Origin of the sequence: Pseudomonas fluorescens, from assembly GCF_902497625.1 — a bacterium.
Taxonomy (GTDB): Bacteria; Pseudomonadota; Gammaproteobacteria; order Pseudomonadales; family Pseudomonadaceae; genus Aquipseudomonas; species Aquipseudomonas fluorescens_BQ.
Genome location: NZ_CABVGX010000020.1, coordinates 1 through 20,326, shown reverse-complemented (window position 1 = coordinate 20,326; position 20,326 = coordinate 1). Strand labels below are relative to the sequence as shown.

Annotated in this window: 17 protein-coding genes; 5 read left to right on the top strand and 12 right to left on the bottom strand. The window is 59.6% G+C overall.

Features of this window, described 5'->3' with window-relative positions; genetic code table 11:
- Positions 1-282 precede the first annotated feature (282 nt).
- The 4 genes from F8N12_RS13910 to F8N12_RS13895 all read right to left on the bottom strand — a co-directional run bounded on the left by F8N12_RS13910 (position 283) and on the right by F8N12_RS13895 (position 4,099).
- Entirely contained in the window at positions 283-993 is a 711-nt protein-coding gene (locus tag F8N12_RS13910) for a cobalt-precorrin-6A reductase (protein WP_150580935.1), read from the bottom strand.
- On the bottom strand, positions 990-2,087 hold the full coding sequence (locus F8N12_RS13905; RefSeq protein WP_150580934.1) for a cobalt-precorrin-5B (C(1))-methyltransferase: 1,098 nt from the start codon (positions 2,085-2,087) through the stop codon (positions 990-992). The genes F8N12_RS13910 and F8N12_RS13905 overlap by 4 nt, the downstream gene beginning before the upstream one ends.
- Positions 2,080-3,291: a precorrin-6y C5,15-methyltransferase (decarboxylating) subunit CbiE gene (cbiE, locus tag F8N12_RS13900; protein WP_150580933.1), complete on the bottom strand. Its 1,212-nt coding sequence runs from the start codon at positions 3,289-3,291 to the stop codon at positions 2,080-2,082. Before cbiE ends, F8N12_RS13905 begins: the two co-directional genes overlap by 8 nt.
- Positions 3,292-3,454: 163 nt before the next feature.
- Positions 3,455-4,099, bottom strand: coding sequence for a hypothetical protein (locus F8N12_RS13895; protein WP_150580932.1), 645 nt, complete (start codon positions 4,097-4,099; stop codon positions 3,455-3,457).
- 268 nt (positions 4,100-4,367) lie between these two features.
- On the opposite strand from F8N12_RS13895, the gene cobG reads away from it, so the two are divergent.
- The 5 genes from cobG (at position 4,368) to F8N12_RS13870 (ending at position 9,781) form a co-directional block, all read left to right on the top strand.
- Positions 4,368-5,690: a precorrin-3B synthase gene (cobG, locus tag F8N12_RS13890; RefSeq protein WP_150580931.1), complete on the top strand. Its 1,323-nt coding sequence runs from the start codon at positions 4,368-4,370 to the stop codon at positions 5,688-5,690.
- Positions 5,683-6,309, top strand: coding sequence for a precorrin-8X methylmutase (locus F8N12_RS13885; RefSeq protein ID WP_150580930.1), 627 nt, complete (start codon positions 5,683-5,685; stop codon positions 6,307-6,309). The genes cobG and F8N12_RS13885 overlap by 8 nt, the downstream gene beginning before the upstream one ends.
- On the top strand, positions 6,309-7,040 hold the full coding sequence (locus tag F8N12_RS13880; protein ID WP_150580929.1) for a precorrin-2 C(20)-methyltransferase: 732 nt from the start codon (positions 6,309-6,311) through the stop codon (positions 7,038-7,040). Before F8N12_RS13885 ends, F8N12_RS13880 begins: the two co-directional genes overlap by 1 nt.
- The gene (gene cobJ, locus F8N12_RS13875) at positions 7,040-8,752 is read left to right on the top strand and encodes a precorrin-3B C(17)-methyltransferase (RefSeq protein ID WP_150580928.1); all 1,713 of its coding nucleotides are present in this window, start codon (positions 7,040-7,042) and stop codon (positions 8,750-8,752) included. The genes F8N12_RS13880 and cobJ overlap by 1 nt, the downstream gene beginning before the upstream one ends.
- A gap of 183 nt (positions 8,753-8,935) precedes the next feature.
- Positions 8,936-9,781: a hypothetical protein gene (locus tag F8N12_RS13870; RefSeq protein WP_150580927.1), complete on the top strand. Its 846-nt coding sequence runs from the start codon at positions 8,936-8,938 to the stop codon at positions 9,779-9,781.
- A gap of 42 nt (positions 9,782-9,823) precedes the next feature.
- Here F8N12_RS13870 and F8N12_RS13865 read toward each other — a convergent pair whose 3' ends face one another.
- The 8 genes from F8N12_RS13865 to prmA all read right to left on the bottom strand — a co-directional run bounded on the left by F8N12_RS13865 (position 9,824) and on the right by prmA (position 20,156).
- Positions 9,824-10,420: a MarC family protein gene (locus tag F8N12_RS13865; protein ID WP_150580926.1), complete on the bottom strand. Its 597-nt coding sequence runs from the start codon at positions 10,418-10,420 to the stop codon at positions 9,824-9,826.
- A 63-nt stretch (positions 10,421-10,483) separates the two neighbouring features.
- Complete coding sequence (locus tag F8N12_RS13860; RefSeq protein WP_150580925.1) at positions 10,484-13,261, bottom strand: hybrid sensor histidine kinase/response regulator; 2,778 nt, start codon at positions 13,259-13,261, stop codon at positions 10,484-10,486.
- A gap of 99 nt (positions 13,262-13,360) precedes the next feature.
- Entirely contained in the window at positions 13,361-14,656 is a 1,296-nt protein-coding gene (gene purD, locus F8N12_RS13855) for a phosphoribosylamine--glycine ligase (RefSeq protein ID WP_150580924.1), read from the bottom strand.
- A gap of 162 nt (positions 14,657-14,818) precedes the next feature.
- Positions 14,819-16,426, bottom strand: coding sequence for a bifunctional phosphoribosylaminoimidazolecarboxamide formyltransferase/IMP cyclohydrolase (purH, locus tag F8N12_RS13850; protein ID WP_150580923.1), 1,608 nt, complete (start codon positions 16,424-16,426; stop codon positions 14,819-14,821).
- Between the two features lie 81 nt (positions 16,427-16,507).
- Entirely contained in the window at positions 16,508-16,828 is a 321-nt protein-coding gene (gene fis / locus F8N12_RS13845) for a DNA-binding transcriptional regulator Fis (protein WP_007907419.1), read from the bottom strand.
- On the bottom strand, positions 16,825-17,835 hold the full coding sequence (dusB, locus tag F8N12_RS13840; protein ID WP_150580922.1) for a tRNA dihydrouridine synthase DusB: 1,011 nt from the start codon (positions 17,833-17,835) through the stop codon (positions 16,825-16,827). The genes fis and dusB overlap by 4 nt, the downstream gene beginning before the upstream one ends.
- Positions 17,836-18,020: 185 nt before the next feature.
- Positions 18,021-19,247 (bottom strand): DUF3426 domain-containing protein, encoded by a 1,227-nt coding sequence (locus F8N12_RS13835; protein ID WP_150580921.1) that lies wholly within the window; start codon positions 19,245-19,247, stop codon positions 18,021-18,023.
- 30 nt (positions 19,248-19,277) lie between these two features.
- Positions 19,278-20,156 (bottom strand): 50S ribosomal protein L11 methyltransferase, encoded by an 879-nt coding sequence (gene prmA, locus F8N12_RS13830; RefSeq protein ID WP_150580740.1) that lies wholly within the window; start codon positions 20,154-20,156, stop codon positions 19,278-19,280.
- Between the last annotated feature and the right edge of the window lie 170 nt (positions 20,157-20,326).

Here is a 20,326-nt window from a genome sequence, read left to right as displayed (position 1 = left end):
TAAGTAAAAAGACCGCGTGCGGCGTGGTGTCGCAGAACAGTCAGACGAGTCCCGTAATCGCAGACCCAAGGCTTGCTTAACTTTCATGATAGCCGCGAATTTCGGGTTGCAGTGCTGCTCGGCGACTTATACAGACTTTCACCAGCCAATCGCTCATCACGTGCACCGGGGAGTGTGCGATCCGGACTTTAGACTTCCAATCGTGGGCGACACAATCGGCGCAGTCCCGGAGTGTCGTGGGAAAAATCGCAGAATCTTAAAACTTACGGAAAAATCCTACTCTTACAGGGCCGAGAGCAAATCACTCACTGATCCGAACTCTCGGGTTACTTCGGCCAATACCGGCCGCCTCAATACAATGACCGGCAGGCCGCGCTCCCTTGCCACTTCCAGTTTCGGCTCGGTGGCGGTACTGCCGCTGTTTTTGCTGATCAGCACATCAATCTGCTTGCGTTCAAACAGCTCGCGTTCGTCGTTGATCAGAAACGGCCCGCGTGCGCCGATGACTTCGCAGCGCTCGTTACCGGGGTGCACGTCGAGTGCGCGCAGGGTCCAGAACTGCTCTGGCGGAATTTCCAGCAAATGTTGCAATGGCTCGCGGCCGAGGGTGAACAGCGGGCGGCGGAAGGGTTGCAGTGCCTCGATCAATTCGTCCCAGCCGGCCACTTCGCGCCAGTCATCGCCGGGTTGCGCCTGCCAGGCCGGGCGGCGCAGCGCCCAGCAGGGAATGCTGGTCAGGTGCGCAGCGATGGCCGCGTTCTGGCTGATTTGTGCGGCGTAAGGGTGAGTGGCGTCCAGCAGCAGGGTGACCCCTTCGTCGCGAATAAACTGCACCAAGCCATCGACGCCGCCGTATCCACCGACGCGTACCTGACACGCCAGGTCCGTGGGCACCCGACCCACACCCGCCAGGCTGTAGATATGGTGCGGCCCTAACGTGCGGGCGATAGTCAACGCTTCCGTCACGCCACCGAGCAATAAAATGCGTTTCACTGAAAATGCCCCGAGTGGCCGACGATTTCGCCCAGGCGGTCAATGGCAAACACTTCTAACTGAACCTGTGCCGGCACCACGCTGCGGGCAAATGCCAGTGCATGGGCACACACCGCGTCACCCAGTGCAATGCCCGCCGCACTGGCCATCGCTAAAGCCTGTTGACTGGTATTGGCTTGGCGAATGGCCTGTTGCAAGGTCTGGTCGGCGCCAATGGCTGCAGCCCAGTCTGCAAGTTGCGGCAGATCAATGCTGGAATGTCGACTGTGCAGGTCCATGTGCCCGGCCGCCAGTTTACTGATCTTCCCGAAACCGCCACACAGGCTGAGTCTGTCCACTGGCACTTTGCGTACATGCTTGAGTACGGCGCCAACGAAGTCACCCATTTCTATCAGGGCGATTTCCGGCAAGTCATAGACCCGGCGCATGGTGTCTTCGCTGGCGTTGCCGGTGCACGCGGCGATGTGCATATAGCCATTGGTTTTTGCCACGTCGATGCCCTGATGAATCGAGGCGATATAAGCGGCACAGGAAAACGGCCGGACGATACCGCTGGTGCCGAGAATCGACAATCCCCCGAGAATGCCCAGTCGCGGATTCATGGTTTTCAGGGCCAGCGCCGCGCCGCCTTCGACGTTCACCGTAACCTCGAAGCCGCCCCGGTAATCGAGTTCGGCGGCCAGCAGGTTCAAGTGATCAGTAATCATCTTGCGCGGCACCGGGTTGATCGCCGGTTCGCCGACGGCGAGCACCAGCCCGGGACGGGTTACCGTGCCGACGCCGTGACCGGCATTGAAGCGCACGCCAGGCTCGTGGCTCAGACGTACGTGGGAATACAGCAGCGCCCCGTGTGTCACGTCGGGATCGTCGCCGGCATCCTTGATCGTACCTGCCTCGGCGCCGTCGCCAGCCAGGCGACAAAATTCCAGACGCATTTGCACCTGCCTGCCTTTGGGCAGAACGATTTCCACCGCGTCGCAGACCGCCCCGCCCAGCAATAACCGGGCAGCCGCAAGGCTGGTGGCCGTGGCGCAACTGCCTGTGGTCAAACCGCTGCGCAGCGGTGCGGGTTGTTCGGCGGTCTCATCACGCATCGACTGGTTTGACCGCGTCCAGCAGGGTGACCGGCAGCGCCTGGCGCCAGGTATCGAAGTCGCCCAGCGGTTGTGCTTGAGCGACATGAATACGCGTGAGCTTGCCGCCGAATTGTTCGCGCCAGGTTATTAAAGTCATTTCGCTTTGCAGCGTGACGGCGTTGGCTATCAATCGGCCGCCGGGTTTCAGCGCAGCCCAGCAAGCATCGAGCACGCCTTCGCGAGTCACTCCCCCGCCAATGAAAATCGCATCGGGGCGCTCAAGTCCGTTCAGCGCTTGCGGCGCACTGCCGCGAATCAGTTGCAGGCCGGGAACGCCGAGGGCGTCGCGATTGAGCTCGATCAACGCCTGCCGTCCATCATCCGCTTCAATGGCCAGCGCCCGGCAGGTCGGGTGAGCGCGCATCCATTCGATGCCAATCGATCCACTGCCGGCGCCGACGTCCCACAACAGTTCACCGGGGATCGGCGCAAGACGGGCGAGAGTGATGGCGCGTACATCGCGTTTGGTCAGTTGACCGTCATGCATGAAGGCCGAGTCAGGCAGACCGGCAAGACGTGACAGGCTTGCCGTACCAGGCGAGGCGATGCATTCGATGGCAATCACATTCAAATCGGCAATGTCTGCGTTGTGCCAGTCATTGGCAGTGCCATCGATACGCCGTTCCGTCTCGCCGCCCAGATGTTCCAGAACGCTCAGGCGGCTGGGGCCGAAACCGCGTTCACGCAGCAACGCGGCGATGGCGGCAGGACTTTGGCCGTCATTGCTCAGCACCAATAAGCGGACACCGCTGAACAACTGCGCATTCAACGCTGCGATCGGCCGAGCCACCATCGACAGCGTCACCACCTCCTGCAACGGCCAGCCCATGCGCGCGGCGGCGAGTGAGCAGGAGGAGGGCGCCGGCAGAATCAGCATTTCATCAGCGGGCAATTGTCGGGCGAGGCTGGCGCCAACGCCGAAGAACATCGGATCGCCGCTGGCGAGCACGCAAACAGGCTCGCCACGCAGCGCCACCACGGCATCCAGGGAAAATGGCGACGGCCAGAGCACACGCTCGCCGCCGATGCACGGCGGCAGCAGGTCCAGTTGCCGCTGGCTGCCGAAAATTTTCGGTGCTGCCAATAACGCGTGCCGGGCTGTTTTGCCCAGGCCTTTGAAGCCGTCTTCACCGATTCCGACGATGGTCAGCCAAGGGGTCATGCTGTTCCTCTTTATTCAGCCATTACGGATGCGTCCAACCCGCCACTGAGCCGCGCGGTTGCGCATCATAGCGCGGACGTGATCGCATCGGCTGCCGCGAGTGGGTGGATACTGCGTCGCTGGGTATTTCATACTTCGCGAAAGGCGCGGTTATCTCCACCCGTCAACGCTTCCAAAGATCGAACCTTTTCATTTTTATCTTGAGCATCTTTTCATTGAGGCGCGATCTATTGGAGTCGAGTACTTTTTTGTCAAGTGTCAGTCTGGCGCGTTGCCTGACGATCCTGGAAGTGTTCGCTTGCCAATTGAAGAAGAGAAAGCCGGTTTCATTTGTGGAAGCTTTTAATTCCAGATGGAGAACCGAAACTTCGAGTTTGCCTTCAGCGTTGTAACGAGCAGGAATGACCTGGAAGCGCTCGCCGTGGAGCGTTTCCTTGTCCAGGGAAACCAGTGCCGGCTTGTCGGTCTTCAGCGCGTCGAGCGTGCCAATCAAGGCATTCCGTTGCGCAGCGAGTGGTATGGCTTTAACGTCATTAACAAGAAATTGCGCCACGCTGCTATGAACGCCATGTTGGGTGCGGGTGAAAATGGAGCCCTGATCAGCCATCCAACCGAAAAATTTCATCACCGACATGTACTCATCCAGCCACGCCGTTGAATTGGTAATTCGGCTGGATACCTTGTCTGCGTAATGCGTAGAGATCCGAACACAGTTGGTCAAATCGTCGTAATCTTGTAGAGAGAGTTCTTCAGTGCAGGAAATCAAGTTTAATCCGGTTGTTATTCCTGCGGGTTTTTCATTGCTCATTTGACACTCCTTGAATATATGAATTAACTTTTGCTCTGGTTAAAAAAAGTACAGGGCAGAAGCTTTCAGAGAAATAGAAGTGTTGTGTAAAATTGATTCCTGGAGTGGTATTGAATTAAATGGGTTTGAATATACGGCTCACAGACCAATCTCAAGCCAACTAGCGCCCCGCCTGAACAGCGCTTTTCGTCGTCAATCCACTCGAGCTTTTCATCCGGCGCGGCAAAGCAGGCATAATGCGGCCCTTCATTTCGTAAACGGTCATCCCGTGAAGTCACTTCATCCCTCCAGCGCCTTGCGCCCCTCGGCTTGTCCCGGGTTGTTGCGTGTCGTCCAGGCACTGGACGGGGGTATCTGCCGGATCAAGCTCGACGGCGGTTCGCTGAGTGCGGATCAGGCGATTGCCGTGGCGGATGCTGCCGAGCGCTATGCCGGCGGCGTGATTGAGGCGACCAACCGCGGCAATTTGCAGATTCGCGGCATCGGTGAAGAATCAGCGGCGCTGATCAAGAGCTTGCTCACCGCCGGTCTGGGGCCGGTCACCGCGGCGGGTGACGACGTGCGCAACCTGATGCTCAGCCCCGGCGCGGGAATTGATCGGCAGATGCGGATCGACACCTGGCCACTGGCCCGACAAATTCTGTACAGCCTGCAAACCGATCCACGCTTTCATCAGTTGTCGGCGAAGTTTGCCGTGCAGCTCGATGGCGGCGAAGCCCTTGCCATGCTCGAACACCGGCACGACCTTTGGCTGAGTGCGACCGAACAGGACGGCGAGCCGTTGCTGGCGTTCGGCCTGGCCGGCTGCCCCAGCGACGCGCCCGCGGCAGCTGTATTGCTGCAGGACGGGCATGCGCTGGTGGTGGCGGTGCTCGAGCTGTTTCTGGATTTGGCGCGAGCGGATCAGACGCGGATGCGACACCTGCTGAGCGAGCATCCGCTGTCGTCATTGGTGCAACAGTTAGCCGAGCGCGTACCGTTGCGGTCGCTGGCACACTGGCAGCGTGGGCCGTCGGTGGGGGCGTTGCACCTGGGTGTTCACCCGCAGCGTCAGGAAGGGTTTGCCTATGTTGGCGCCATGCCGCCGTTGGGGCGACTGTCACCGGCAATGCTCAGCGGGGCGGCGCGTCTGGCCGAATCATTCGGTAACGCCAGCCTGCGCCTGACCCCGTGGCAAAGCCTGTTGCTGCCCAACATTCGGCACGAAGAAGCGGCGGTGGTCCTCGGGCAATTGCATGCTCTGGGTCTGCTGACCGACACCGGCGATCCGCTGACCCGGATCGTCGCGTGTACTGGCTCGGCCGGATGCGCGAAAGGCATGGCCGACACCAAGAGCGATGCCCGGCAATTAGCCGCGTTCCTGCATGATTCGCCCCGACAGGAACAGATTCATCTGTCGGGCTGCTCGCGCTCCTGTGCCTGCGCGCACGCAGCACCTGTGACGTTGCTGGCGACGATGAACGGCCACTACGATCTCTATTTTCGCGAAGCGGGGCAGCCGGGTTTTGGCGCCCTGCGCGCACGCAACCTTACTATTGAAGCGGTCGCAGCCTTACTCGACGCCCGCTCACGGAGCCCCTTTGATGCTTGATTACATTCGCGACGGTCAGGAGATCTATCGCAACTCCTTCGCGATCATTCGCTCGGAGGCCAATCTCAAGTGCATTCCGGCCGATCTGGAAAAACTCGCAGTCCGGGTGATTCACGCCTGCGGCATGGTTGACGCGATTGATGGCCTGCAGTTTTCCGAAGGTGCTGGCAAGGCCGGGCGCGATGCGCTCGCCGCCGGCGCGCCGATTCTGTGTGATGCTCGAATGGTATCGGAAGGTGTGACACGCACGCGTTTACCGGCTAACAACCAGGTCATCTGTACCTTGCGCGATGAAGGCGTCCCTGAACTTGCACGCGAGCTGGGCAATACCCGTTCCGCTGCAGCCCTGGAGCTGTGGCGCCCGCACCTGGAAGGCAGCGTAGTGGTGATCGGCAACGCGCCGACCGCGCTGTTTTATTTGTTGGAAATGCTCGATGCAGGCGCGCCGAAACCGGCATTGATCCTCGGTTTTCCGGTCGGATTTGTGGGCGCGGCCGAGTCCAAGGCCGCGTTGGCGGCGGACAGTCGCGGCGTGCCGTTCGTCATCATGCAAGGCCGCCTGGGGGGCAGCGCCATGGCCGCTGCCGCCGTCAATGCGCTCGCCACGGAGATCGAATAATGCAGCGACCTGGACGTTTGATCGGTCTCGGCGTTGGCCCCGGCGATCCGGAACTGATCACCGTAAAAGCTCTGCGCCTGCTACGCGAATCCCCAGTGATCGCCTACTTCGTCGCCAAAGGTAAAAAAGGCAACGCTTTCGGCATCATCGAAGCCCACTTGCAGGAGGCTCAGGCGCTCTTGCCGCTGGTGTATCCGGTGACGACCGAGGCATTGCCCGCGCCACTCTCGTACGAACAGGTCATCAGTGATTTCTACGATGCTGCGGGTGAGCAGCTGGCTGCGCATCTGGATGCCGGGCGCGACGTGGCGGTGATCTGCGAAGGTGACCCGTTCTTTTACGGTTCTTACATGTATCTGCATGATCGCCTCGCCGAACGCTATGAAGCTGAAGTCGTGCCGGGGGTGTGCTCTATGCTGGGCGGCGCTTCGGTGCTCGGAGCTCCGCTGGTGTATCGCAATCAGAGTTTGTCGGTGTTATCGGGCGTTTTGCCCCATGAAGATCTCAAGCGCCGGTTGGCCGACGCTGATGCGGCGGTGATCATGAAGCTGGGACGCAACTTTCCCAAGGTCCGTCAGGTGCTGGCAGAACTCGGTTTGGCGGAGCGCGCTTTGTATGTCGAGCGGGCGACCATGGCCAATCAGAAAATCGTGCCGCTGGATCAGGTCGAGCCGATGTCCTCGCCGTATTTCTCGCTGATCATTGTTCCCGGTGAAAGGTGGCAAGGCTGATGAGTCGAGCAGTTCCGGCGATTGTCATTCTAGGCAGTGGCAGCCTTGCGATAGCCCGCAAGATTCAACAGGCTTACCCCGGCGCCCTGATCCACGGCCTGGCCGGGCGGGTCGAGGAAGCGGATCACGTCTATCAGGAGTTTGGCACTACCCTGCGCGGGTTATATCAACAAGGCACGCCGATCATCGCGCTCTGTGCCGCTGGCATCGTCATCCGCACGCTGGCGCCGTTGCTGCTTGAAAAGGGTGCCGAGCCACCCGTGCTCGCCGTTGCCGAAGATGGCAGCGCCGTCGTCCCGCTGCTGGGCGGTCTGGGGGGTGTGAACGTCATGGCGCGGGAGATCGCCGTGGCGCTGAACGTCGCGGCCGCGATCACGACCAGTGGTGAGCTGCGCTTTGGCACCTGCCTGCTCAATCCGCCCGACGGTTACACCTTGGGTGATCTGGAGCTGGGCAAACGCTTTGTCTCTGATCTATTAGCGGGTGAGGCCGTGCGCATCGAGGGGGCCGCGCCTTGGCTGGCAAGCGCGGAGCTGCCTGAGCATCAGCAAGCCAGACTGGCAATCCATGTGGGTCATGCCGAACGCCCGGCCAGCGCCGACGAGCTATTGATCTATCCGCGCAATGTGGTGGTGGCGGTGACGCCGGGTTCGTCCGATCTGGTTGGCGATATCCGTGGTGCGCTGCATCGCGCCGGCATTGCATCGCCGTCGCTCGCCTGCCTGCTGGCAGATGAGCGCGATATGGCTGATGCGACGTTGCAGGACGCTGCGTTGCAACTTGCCGTACCGCTTCGATTCAGCGTTCGCACTGGTAGCTTGTCTGAACAGGCGCAGAGCGCGATGTCGTTGCTGCCTGACTTGATTGAGGTGCGCGACGGACTGGTGATTGCCATCGCCGATGCGCCCGTCGATCTCCAGCTGATCGGCCGTCCGCGTGGCCGTTTGGCGGTAATCGGACTCGGTCCTGGCGCGGCTGAATTGATGGTGCCGGCAGTCAAGAGCGAGCTGTCTCGCGCCAGTGACGTCCTGGGCTATGAAACTTATGTGCGAATGGCGGGGCCGTTCAGACCCGATCAAGTCATGCATTGCACCGACAACCGTGAAGAAATGCAGCGTGCCCGCCACGCCTTCGAACTCGCAGCGCAAGGTCGTTCGGTAGTCGTTGTGTCCTCCGGTGACCCGGGCGTGTTCGCCATGGCAGCTGCAGTGCTTGAAGCGCTGCACGAGTCCAGCGACGCCTCGTGGCACAACGTCGATCTGGAAATCTTGCCGGGTGTGTCTGCATCCTTGGCGACGGCGGCGCAGGCGGGCGCGCCTCTGGGGCACGACTTCTGCGTGTTGTCCCTGTCGGACAACCTCAAGCCCTGGGCCATTATCGAGAAGCGGCTGGATCTTGCGGCGCAGGCCGACCTGGCGATGGCCTTCTACAACCCCATTTCGCGTTCCCGGCCGTGGCAACTGGGGCGTGCGCTGGAAATTGTCGGCCAGCATCGTGCCCCCGGGACCCCTGTGGTGCTGGGGCGAGATGTCGGGCGTCCGGGACAAACGCTGCGAGTTACTACTCTGGGTGAGTTGACGCCTGATCAGGTGGATATGCGAACCATGGTGCTCATCGGCTCATCGACCACTCGGGTATTCGCCCGGGTAAACGGTTTGCCTTGGGTATATACCCCGCGAAGCTATGGCGACAAGTTGGTTGATATAGGTTAATTAAACTTGGTTTGTAGAGTATGGAGTGTCAGATTGTTCGAGCTATTCGGCTCGAATAATCTGCAGCTCTGCTGTTCTTACATATATCGAAATTAAAACAGGTTTGTTTCATGCGCGTCAGTAGGTTTAAGTTGAGTTGTGGCCAGGAAGGCCATTAACTAAAACTTGAAAGGACTGTAATGTATGCATGATTTAGAGAATGCTGTCGCCTTGAGAAAATGCTCCGACGCTGGGATGGCGCGTCTTGCCAAGTATAACGTGCAGGTGGCGGACGTGGCTGGCATACAACCACGCACGACATTTACTTCTTTTCGTTCGGCCAGAGCAGATGAAGCGCCCAACCCGACCAAGGAACTGGACGCCCTGGTCCTCGGTAATACGCTCATCGGCTATGCCGATAACATTTCGCTCACTAACATGACGATTATTGAAAACATAATCAAATTTTCGAAGATGGAAGCTGATCGCGAGTCCAAAGACCAGGCGAATCCTGCTGCCTGGCATCGAGCTTTTCTCCAGTGCATGGAAGATATGGGCTGTTATATTCCGATCAGCGCAAGCGTTGAGTACCGGAAAAGGTCTGCCACAGGCACGATGAAAAATGTCGCCACTGCGATCGTCAAGGCGGGGGTTGAAGCAGCCAAGGCAGCCATTCCGGGTGCTACAGTTCTCAGCGCCGTCGCTGACTCGACATTGTCCGCGTTGGAAAAAGAAACTGCAGCTATCCAGGTATTCAATTACGAAGCGACAAAAGCCAAGGGCGTGAAGCTTGCCATCCTGCCATGTGCACAAGCGCAAAATGGACTGATCATCGTTTCTTGCTCGTCCGTCGATCACGTCAGTGGCAAGGTCGGTGGAGGCGTGCTGTTTCTGGATCTGCTGGTTTCCAATGTGGATATTTATCAGGGCTCCAATTTCCTAACCTTCAATCCCGCTGCCTATGATGAAATCAAGGACGAGGTGGAAGCTGTACTCACCAAACATCGAAGAGAAGTGCTGGCCAAACGGTTTTCCAAACGCGGCCGTTGAGCAGGAATTGAGTTGGGTGGAACGTCAGGTGGCCAAAGTCACTCAAGGCACCAGATATCCCTTGATCCCGGTAAAGATAATCTGCGCTGCCAGTGCACACACAAAAAGCCCCATCAACCGGCTGACGATCTGCAAACCCTGATCGCCAAGAATCCGTTCGATGCGGTTCGACAGATAAAGCACCACGCCGACGGTGAAACTGGCCAAAGCAATGCCAAGAATGGCCGTGAGTTTGTCGTCCCAGTGCGGCTGGCTCACGCCCATTACCAGCAGGGCACCGATGGTGCCGGGGCCGACGGTCAGGGGAATGGTCAGCGGAACGATGGTCACGTCCTGTTGCACGTTGTCAGTCTGCACCGCTGACTTGCCCTGAGCCATGCCCAGCGCCGAGATGAACAGCACGCTGCCCGCACCAATGCGGAACGCATCCACGGTGATGCCGAAGACGCTGAAAATCACTCGCCCGAACAAGTACAGCAAGACGCTGGAAACCAATGTGGCGATCGCCACTTTCCAGGCCAGTCGACGCTGTTCCTTGCGCGAATAGCCGCGAGTCAGGCTGATGAAACAAGACAGGACGAAGAACGGGCTGTAGAGCACCAGCATCTTCAGATAAACGCTGAACAACACGTGCAGCATGGGGCAGGCTCACTGGCGGATGAAGTCGAAGAGGAGTCTATCAGGCGTCGCCATGTCTGTCGGTCAGGAGGTTTGCACTGTCGGGCGATTCTGCTGATCGCGCTGGGCGACCCAATGTTCGATCAGTTCGCGCAACTGCGAGAGCTCGACCGGCTTCGCCATATGACCGTCCATACCGGCCTGCCGCGCGCGTTCCTTGTGCTCGGTAAGGATGTGGGCGGTCAGCGCTACCACCGGGGTGCGAACCCGCTGATTGCCAACTTCCCAGGCACGCAGCTGCTGGGTGGCCGAGAAGCCATCGAGGATCGGCATTTCACAATCCATCAGTACCAGGTCGTAACGTTGGGCTTTCATCGCCTGCAAAGCTTCTTCGCCGTTACTTGCAGTGTCGGGTTGCAGGTTGAGCTTGCCGAGCATGCCGCGAATCACTTTCGTCGAAATGCTGTTGTCTTCGGCCACCAGAATGCGGAAATCGCCGGGGACCTTGACCGGCGAGGGTACACCACCCGGCGGCGCTGGCACCACGGCCAAGCCTTTGTTGCGCTGCGTCAATTCATCCGCCAGGGTCGTCTTGAGTGTATAGCCAGCCACCGGTTTGGCGAGAATGCGCTTGATCCCGGAATTGCGCGCGATGATCTTGCTGGGCGCGTTACTGATGCCGGTCAGCATGATCAACAATATGTCGTGATTGAGGCTTGGGTCTTCCTTGATCTTCGCCGCCAGTTGCATACCGGTCATGCCAGGCATGTTCTGGTCCAGCAGCACGATGTCGAAATAATCTCGCAGGTGAGCCTTGGTGCGCAGCAGGGCCAGGGCTTCCTTGCCGGACGCGACGGCACTGACGTTCAGGCCCCAGGCGGTGCATTGCTGCACCAACACTTTGCGACAGGTGTCGTTGTCATCCACGACCAGCACTCGCGCGCCTTGTAATGGCCCATCGAGGTCGGATGTCGGGTGTTCGAGCCGATCGGGGTCCAGCGGCAACGTCAGCCACAAGGTACTGCCTTGATTGGCGCCACTCTTGATCCCGAATTCCCCATGCATCAGGCGAATCAGCTGGCGCGCGATGACCAGTCCCAGATTCCCACCCAGGCGGGTAGCCGACAGGAAGTTCTTGCTGTGCAGTTCGGCGTGCATCAATGCGTCGCGCTCATCGGCCTCCATCGGTTCGCCGCTGTCCTGAACGGCAATGCGCAGGCGTGGTTTTGCGCTGCGCTCGTCCAGCGCTACGACGATCAGGATCTCGCCTTCGTCGGTTTTCTTCAGGGCATTTTCCAGCAAACTCAATAAGGTCTGGCGCAAGCGGGTCGGATCCCCGCTGATGACCCGCGGTACCTGCGGCTGGATGAAGCTGATGAGCTCGACGTTCTGTTGCTCGGCCTTGGCGCGGAAGATACTCAGGCAGTCTTCGATCAGCGCGTTGAGATCGAACTGCACATCGTCCAGCTCGATCTGCCCGGATTCGAGTTTGGAGATATCGAGGATCTCGTTGATCAGGGTCAGCAGTTCGTTACCGGCACTGTGAATGGTTTGCACGTAATCACGTTGCTTGACCGAGAGCGGCGTACCCAGCAGTAACTCGGTCATGCCCAGGACACCATTCATGGGCGTGCGGATCTCGTGACTGATTTTCGCCAGGAATTCCGCTTTGGCGTTGATTTCGGCATTGCTGGCCGCAAGGTCGCGGCTGACGCTGAATCGGTCTTCGGTAATGCTGCGCTGGCGTTCGCTCAGAGCAACGCTCATCAACAGGCCACTGACGCAGATGAACACCAGCAGCGCGGCGATCAAACCCTGCGGCTCGACGAGTGTCAGCCCGAGCAGGGCCGGGAGTATGACCAGCGTGCCGAGGTTGAACACCATCATGGCCGCGACGAAAAACCGCGCCGGGCGGTAGCCTTTTTGCCAGTGCCAGGCGCTGACGAAGAACATCGTCAAGCCCGCCAGTGCGACCAATGCGTAAGTGATGACGTTCAGCGGTAGGGTATTGACGAACAACAGCAGCAAGCCGCAGGCAACGATAAACAGGATGTCGCCCAGCAGTAGTCGGTTCAGCGGGTGTGGACCAAGTGGGGCGAAGAAGCGGTAAGCGAACATCAGGCCGCACGGCGCGGTGAGCAGCAAGGCAATATAGGCGCCTGGTGTTTGCTGTGCATGCCAGTTGGGTAGCCATGGCCCGAGTATGTTGAGCAGCAGCATCATGCTGATCAGCAGCAGAGTCTCGCAACCTGACAGCCAGAGGCTGCTGCGCGAACGCGTGTAGGCGTACCGGATGAGATTGTGCAGGATCAGCATGCTCAGACAACCAAACAACAGGCCGAAGATCAGCGCCTGGGTTTGATTGGCAGCGGTGGTGATTGCCGATTGCAACGTAATGTAAGGCCGCATCTGGTGCTGAGATACCAGGCGCAAGTAGATATCAAGAGGTTTGTCAGCCTGCGGCAACGGTAGCAGGTAATCGCTGCTGGGCAGTGGTCGTTCGGCCTGAGGTTGGTCGACGCCTGAATTGATTTGCTCTATGAGTCTGTCGCCGTCCAGCACAAACAGGTTGAGATGCGCCAGATCTGGAGCGAAGATCTTCAACACCTGCTCATGTTTGCCAGGGGCGAGGCGGAATCGCAGCCACAACGCACCGTCGGGCTCGGCGGCGGCAAGGCGGTCAAGTTCGACGGGGCTGAATTGATTGATGAAGCGGGCGGAGCGGATATCGCTCAGTTGCAGGTCGCCCTGTTCGTCGAGCAATACCGCCCAGCCACTGCCCTGCTCGGCCTGTGCTGAAAGCGTGCAGAGCATTGTCAGCAGCGTAACAGTGAAACCTATGGCAATCCTGAGCCAGCGCACGGCGAAATCCCTTCGTAGGTTGATGCCAGAATATAACTATGCGCGGCGCTGGAATAGTCCGGCAAGGGCTGAACGTCCTTGCCCGACCGAATGGATCGATTATTCTCGATTTTCGCCACGCTCGCGGGCAATGGCGCGGTAGCCAATGTCCTTGCGATAGAAACAGCCTTGCCAGTCGATTTGCGCCGCCAGCCGGTACGCTTGCTGTTGCGCAGCATCGACGCTAGCACCCATCGCAGTGGCGCACAAAACCCGACCGCCGGCCGTCACCACTTCGCCATCCTTGAGCGTCGTACCGGCGTGGAAGACTTTACCTTCCAGTGCCGCCGCTGCATCCAGGCCGTTGATTGCGCTGCCCTTGGCGTAATCGCCAGGATAACCGCCGGCGGCCAGCACAATGCCGACGCTGGGGCGCGGATCCCATTGTGCTTCGATCTTGTCCAGTGCTTGAGCCAAAGCAGCTTCGATCAGCAATACCAGGCTCGACTGCAGGCGCAGCATAACCGGTTGTGTCTCGGGGTCGCCGAAGCGGCAGTTGAATTCGATGACTTTTGGGTTACCAGCTTTGTCGATCATCAAGCCGGCATAAAGGAAGCCGGTGTAGACATTGCCTTCGTCGGCCATGCCGCGCACGGTCGGCCAAATGACCAGATCCATGACCCGCTGGTGTACTTCACTGGTCACCACTGGCGCCGGGGAGTAAGCGCCCATGCCCCCGGTATTGGGGCCGGTGTCACCATCGCCGACGCGTTTGTGATCCTGGCTGGTGGCCATCGGCAACACGTTCTTGCCGTCGACCATGACGATGAAGCTGGCTTCCTCGCCGTCGAGGAATTCCTCAATGACAACGCGCGAGCCGGCATCGCCAAACGCGTTGCCCGCGAGCATGTCGCGCACCGCGTCTTCTGCTTCGCCCAGGGTCATGGCGACAATCACGCCTTTGCCAGCGGCCAGGCCGTCAGCCTTGATCACTATCGGTGCGCCTTTTTCACGCAGATAAGCCAAGGCTGGCTCGATCTCGGTGAAGTTCTGGTAATCGGCAGTCGGGATCTTGTGGCGCGCAAGGAAGTCCTTGGTGAACGCTTTCGAGCCTTCCAGCTGAGCGGCGCCAGCGGTCGGACCGAAGCAGTCGAGCCCGCGAGAGCGGAACAGATCGACCACGCCGGCCACCAGTGGCACTTCCGGACCGACAATGGTCAGGGCGACGTTCTTTTCGGCGAAGTCAGCCAGTTGATCGAGGGCCAGTACGTCGATGGCAACGTTTTCGCACTTGGCTTCGATGGCCGTGCCGGCGTTGCCAGGGGCCACGAAAACCTTCTGCACACGCGGATCCTGAGCCACTTTCCAGGCCAGGGCGTGTTCACGGCCACCGCTGCCAATGATCAAAATGTTCAAAAAGAAGACTCCTTCGGAGAAGCTGCAAGCTACAAGTAAGAGCGGGTTTGCATGCTCTCAATTACAGCTTATGGCTCTGAATTAATAAGGCTGCAACAGCAAGTCAGAGCGACGCATGTCTGCTCTTTCTTGAAGCTTGCAGCTTGAGACTTGTCGCTGCACTCAGTGCCGGAAATGGCGCATGCCGGTGAAGACCATGGCGATGCCGGCTTCATCTGCTGCTGCAATCACTTCGTTGTCACGCATCGAGCCGCCTGGCTGGATCACTGCAGTGATGCCGACCTTGGCCGCATTGTCCAGGCCGTCACGGAACGGGAAGAACGCATCGGAAGCCATCACCGAACCAGCGACCTGCAAGCCGGCGTGTTCAGCCTTGATCGCAGCAATGCGCGCCGAGTTGACGCGGCTCATCTGGCCCGCGCCGACACCGATGGTCTGGCGGTTCCTGGCGTAGACGATTGCGTTGGATTTAACGTACTTGGCCACTTTCCAGGCGAAGATCAGGTCGTTGATCTCCTGCTCGGTCGGGGCGCGCTTGGTCACGACTTTGAGGTCATCAGCGCTGATCATGCCGATGTCGCGGCTCTGCACCAGCAGACCGCCGTTGACGCGTTTATAGTCCCAGGCAGCGGCACGGTCAGCCGACCATTCGCCGCAGGCCAGCAGGCGCACGTTGGCCTTGGCAGCAACAATCGCGCGGGCTTCTTCGCTGACGCTTGGGGCAATGATCACTTCGACGAACTGACGCTCGACGATGGCCTTGGCCGTTTCAGCATCCAGTTCGCGGTTGAAGGCAATGATGCCGCCGAACGCAGACTCGGTATCAGTGGCATAGGCCAGCTCGTAGGCCTGGCGGATACCGCCTTCGGCGTCGGGGCTTACGGCCACGCCGCACGGATTGGCATGTTTGACGATCACGCAGGCTGGTTTGACGAAGCTTTTCACACATTCCAGTGCGGCGTCGGTATCGGCCACGTTGTTGTAAGACAGCTCTTTGCCTTGCAGTTGAGTCGCGGTGGCGATGCCGACTTCGGCTGGTTTGGCTTCAACGTAGAACGCCGCGCTCTGGTGCGGGTTCTCGCCGTAGCGCATTTCCTGGGCCTTGACGAACTGGCTGTTGAAGGTGCGCGGGAATTCGCTGCGGCCTTCGGTGCTGAGCGTTTCAGCGGTCTGGTTCACGCTGCCCATGTAGTTGGCGATCATACCGTCGTAGGCGGCGGTGTGCTCGAAAGCCTTGAGCATCAGGTCGAAACGCTGCGCGTATGTCAGGCCGCCAGCCCTCAGGCCGTCGAGTACGCTGGCGTAATCGCTGGCATTCACCACGATGGCCACGTCTTTATGGTTTTTTGCTGCCGAACGAACCATGGTCGGGCCGCCAATATCGATATTCTCGATCGCGGTCGGCAAGTCGCAGCCGGGCTTGTTGATGGTGGCTTCGAACGGGTACAGGTTGACTGCAACCAAGTCGATCGGCTTGATGCCGTGCTCGTTCATGATTGCGTCGTCGATACCGCGACGACCGAGAATGCCGCCGTGGATTTTCGGGTGCAGGGTCTTCACCCGACCGTCCATCATTTCTGCAAAACCTGTGTAGTCCGCGACTTCCACTGCGGCAACGCCGTTGTCGCGCAGCAGCTTGAACGTTCCGCCGGTGGAGAGGATCTCGACGCCCAGCGCTTCAAGCGCTTGAGCGAATTCGAGGATCCCGGTCTTGTCGGAAACGCTGATCAAGGCGCGGCGGATCGGCAGGCGGGTAGTCTGGTCAGTCATTTCAATTTCCATCAAAAGCAAAGGAGTCAGCAAAAAAGGCGACCGGTTTTACGCGGGCGCCTTTCTGGTTTGATTGAATGCTTACAGCAAATCGTACTGCTTGAGTTTCTTGCGCAGCGTGCCCCGGTTGAGTCCTAGCAGCTCGCTGGCCTTGGTCTGGTTGCCCTTGACGTAGTTCATCACGCACTCGAGCAGAGGTGCCTCGACTTCGGAGAGCACCAGGTTGTACACATCCGTGACGGCAGCGCCCTCAAGGTGGGCGAAATAATTGTGCAGCGCCTTCTCGACACTCCCGCGAAGGGTCTGACCCTCTTCGCTCGGGGTGTTGAGGTGCTGTTTCAAATTCACGTTGTCGCTCACGGGTGTTGTTCCACTCACTAAAGTCTCGGTCATCATCGTCATGCGGCCACCCCTTCTCCGTCCCCTGTCAGGCTCTTGTAACGTTCGGCGAAGAAGCCCTGAACGTTGGCGCATTGTGCTTCCGTATCTTCCAAACGATTGAAGTGGGCGCGAAACTCCCTGGCGCCCGGCAAGGTTGCGAGATACCAGCCCACATGCTTGCGAGCAATACGAACGCCCATCACGTCTCCATAGAAGACGTGCAGGGCGGCCAGATGCTCTAGCAGAATGCGTTCCACCTCGATCAATTCCAGCTCCGGAAGTTTTTCACCGGTGCGCAGGAAATGCTCGATCTCACGAAATATCCACGGACGCCCTTGGGCAGCCCGGCCTATCAACAGCCCGTCGGCGCCGGTCGCGTCGAGCACGTACCGGGCTTTCTCGGGTGAATCGATATCGCCGTTGGCAAACACCGGCATCGACACCGCCCGCTTGATCGTGGCAATGGTGTCGTACTCGGCTTCGCCGGTGTACAGGTCGGCACGGGTGCGGCCATGAACCGCCAGCGCCGCGATACCGGCTTGCTCGGCGATCTTGGCCACCGTCAGGCCGTTCTTGTTGTCCCGGTCCCAGCCTGTGCGAATCTTCAGAGTGACCGGGACATCGACTGCGGCCACCACGGCCTGCAGGATCTCGGTGACCAGTGCTTCATCTTTCAACAGCGCAGAGCCGGCAGCCTTGTTGCAGACCTTTTTTGCCGGGCAGCCCATGTTGATATCAATAATCTGTGCGCCCAGCTCGACGTTGGCCCGTGCCGCATCCGCCAGCATCTGCGCATCTCCGCCAGCGATCTGTACCGAGCGGGGCTCGGGATCACCATCGTGGATCATGCGCATCCGCGACTTGCGGGTGTTCCACAAACTCATGTCGCTGGTGACCATTTCCGAAACTACCAGCCCCGCGCCCAGTCGCTTGCACAGCTGACGGAAGGGTTGGTCGGTGACGCCCGCCATAGGGGCGAGAATCAAGCCGTTGTGCAATGTGTATGGACCGATGCGTACCGCCGACATAGGACTTCCCTGTTGTGGGGCCGGATCATTAGAGTTCGAAAAAGGGTGGGCATGATACCCGCTCTCGATGACTGGATAAAGGCTGAATTGAACAAAATCTGAACAGTTATTTTGTTATCGCCAGCGGTTTGGTACGAGCGGTCGCAGTCAGAAATATGCCGCCAATGCCGTAACGCTGAAGCGCTTCACTCGGGCGAATGAAAGCTCAGGCTGTAATTCACCGCTTTGGCACCTGGATCAAGAATGTCCAGCGCGATGTGGATGGGCGTTTGCGGCGGCATTTCCGCCATGCCTGCGAGGTCGCCGCCAAGATACTCGCCGGGCTTGAAGCGGCGGCTGGCGATCAGATGACCGTTGAGGTCGGCGAAGCGCAGTTCCAGTAGCGGGAATGGCTGGGAAAAGGGCGCACGGTTGTAGATGATCGCGTCCACCACCAGTGCACCGTTGAACTCGGGATGGCTGCGCACCACCAGGTTGCTGCTTTTGACTTTGGCAATGTCGACCTTGGATGGAACGGTGCAGCCGATAAGAGGGCACGCTTGCTGGAACCACGGACGGTACTGGTCCTGGCGAGCCATTTCATCGAAATGGTAGGCAACGTACTGGCCGACGAGCGCGCCTGCACCCAGCAGGATCAACAGCAACCAGAACAACCGGCGACCCCAGGGCGAGCGGCGCGTTTGCCAGCCGAGTTGCAACGGATCGTCGGTCAGGTCTTGCAGGGCCTCGACGCGTTCGGTCGATTCGTTTCGCTCATGACGCTTGCGCAGGGGCGCGACTGAAGACAGGTCGTCGTCGAAATCGTCTCTGGCAGAGGTCGCCGACAAGCGTTCATGATGGGGTGGGGCATCGAGAGGATCGTCCAGGCGCAGTTGCGGCGGCTGCGGCTCGTCGTCCAGTTCGACCGGCACAAGCGACAGGGACGGCTCGGTGCGCGAAAGAACTCCAGTCTCGATCAGCGGCGGCGCCGTCTCGCCGACGTCAGCGACTTCCGCGCGATCGGCAGCCGATTCGCTGAACAGGCTGTCGGACCATGGCTCTTCTTCGTGCTCGTTGTTACTCCGGCGCGCGCTCAGGCTATCGTCCCGCTGACGGACAAACCCGGTGGTCGGCCGGCTTTCCCGCTGTTCGAGTCGCGCGAGTTCTTCGTCCAGATCCAGCGCATCGAGATCAAGTTCGGTCGCCGACCATTGTTTCTGGCTGATGGCACGGGGTTCCGTTGCTTCGACGTTGCCCGGAGCAACCGGCGTGCTCACCTCTTTGCCGGCTTGCTCGAGCAATTGCTTCGCGGCATTGAATACCTGCAGGCACGAGCCGCAACGAACTACTCCGCGGGCCACGCTCAATTGAGCATGGTTAACGCGGAAGCTGGTTTGGCAATGCGGGCACTGAGTGACGAAGCTGTCGGTCATGCGGCGATCCGGTGTGTGCAGAGGTTCATTCTAGCGCCGACGGCCGGTGATGCGCACCCAGCCATCGCGATTGGCGATCGGGTCCAGGTCAAAGTCTTGCGCATAAGCGGCGGCCACTTCGTCGCCCTGTTCGGCGAGGATGCCTGAAAGCGCCAGACGGCCGCCGGGCTTGACCAGGCTGGACAGTTGGGGCGCTAGCGCTACCAGCGGACCGGCAAGAATATTGGCCACCAGCACGTCAGCCTGAACCTGTGGCAGGTCTTCAGGCAAGTACAGCGGGAACAGCGCTTCGGCGATGTTGTTGCGCCCGGCGTTGTCGCGCGACGCTTCCAGCGCCTGCACGTCGATGTCGGTGCCGACAGCCTGTTCAGCGCCCAACAACAGGGCGGCAATCGCCAGAATCCCCGAGCCACAACCGAAGTCCAGTACCTTGCAGCCCTTCAGGTCCTGCCCGTCGAGCCACTCCAGGCACAGGGCGGTGGTCGGGTGCGTGCCGGTGCCGAACGCAAGACCTGGATCGAGCAGCAGATTCACGGCGTCCGGTTCCGGCGCGGCGTGCCAGCTCGGTACGATCCACAGGCGCTGACCGAAGCGCATCGGCTGGAAGCCGTCCATCCAGCTACGCTCCCAGTCCTGATCCTCGATGATTTCGCTGTGGTGTTCGGGCAGCGGACTACCGGTCAGCAACTCCAGATGGGCGAGGACACTGGTGGCCTCGGTGCCACCTTCGAACAGGGCCAGCAAGTGGGTGTGCGACCACAGCGGGGTGGTGTTGAGTTCCGGCTCGAAAATCGGCTGATCTTCAGCATCCATGAAGGTCACCGACACAGCGCCTACTTCGAGGAAAGCGTCTTCGTAGGTTTCGGCTTGTTCTGGGCTGATGGCGAGACGGACTTGCAGCCAAGGCATGGCGGGCACCTTTGAAAAATATTGATTGCAGCCTGGCGGCTGCGAGAAGCGCGCAAGTTTACGCGAGCTCGCGGCAGAAGACGACCGGGCGCGCAGGACTCAGCCTTGAACAACGCCGCCAATGTTGGGGCTTGAACAAATTGCCTGTGGCGAGGGGGCTTGCCCCCGTT

Coding starts and splice junctions, on each gene's coding strand:
- fis (WP_007907419.1), bottom strand. CDS start 16,828: ATGACGATGATGACCGAGACTTTAGTGAGTGGAACAACACCCGTGAGC.
- F8N12_RS13835 (WP_150580921.1), bottom strand. CDS start 19,247: ATGACCGACAGCTTCGTCACTCAGTGCCCGCATTGCCAAACCAGCTTC.
- dusB (WP_150580922.1), bottom strand. CDS start 17,835: ATGTCGGCGGTACGCATCGGTCCATACACATTGCACAACGGCTTGATT.
- cbiE (WP_150580933.1), bottom strand. CDS start 3,291: ATGACCCCTTGGCTGACCATCGTCGGAATCGGTGAAGACGGCTTCAAA.
- F8N12_RS13870 (WP_150580927.1), top strand. CDS start 8,936: ATGCATGATTTAGAGAATGCTGTCGCCTTGAGAAAATGCTCCGACGCT.
- F8N12_RS13865 (WP_150580926.1), bottom strand. CDS start 10,420: ATGCTGCACGTGTTGTTCAGCGTTTATCTGAAGATGCTGGTGCTCTAC.
- F8N12_RS13905 (WP_150580934.1), bottom strand. CDS start 2,087: ATGCGTGATGAGACCGCCGAACAACCCGCACCGCTGCGCAGCGGTTTG.
- cobJ (WP_150580928.1), top strand. CDS start 7,040: ATGAGTCGAGCAGTTCCGGCGATTGTCATTCTAGGCAGTGGCAGCCTT.
- F8N12_RS13895 (WP_150580932.1), bottom strand. CDS start 4,099: ATGAGCAATGAAAAACCCGCAGGAATAACAACCGGATTAAACTTGATT.
- prmA (WP_150580740.1), bottom strand. CDS start 20,156: ATGCCTTGGCTGCAAGTCCGTCTCGCCATCAGCCCAGAACAAGCCGAA.
- F8N12_RS13880 (WP_150580929.1), top strand. CDS start 6,309: ATGCAGCGACCTGGACGTTTGATCGGTCTCGGCGTTGGCCCCGGCGAT.
- F8N12_RS13885 (WP_150580930.1), top strand. CDS start 5,683: ATGCTTGATTACATTCGCGACGGTCAGGAGATCTATCGCAACTCCTTC.
- purH (WP_150580923.1), bottom strand. CDS start 16,426: ATGACTGACCAGACTACCCGCCTGCCGATCCGCCGCGCCTTGATCAGC.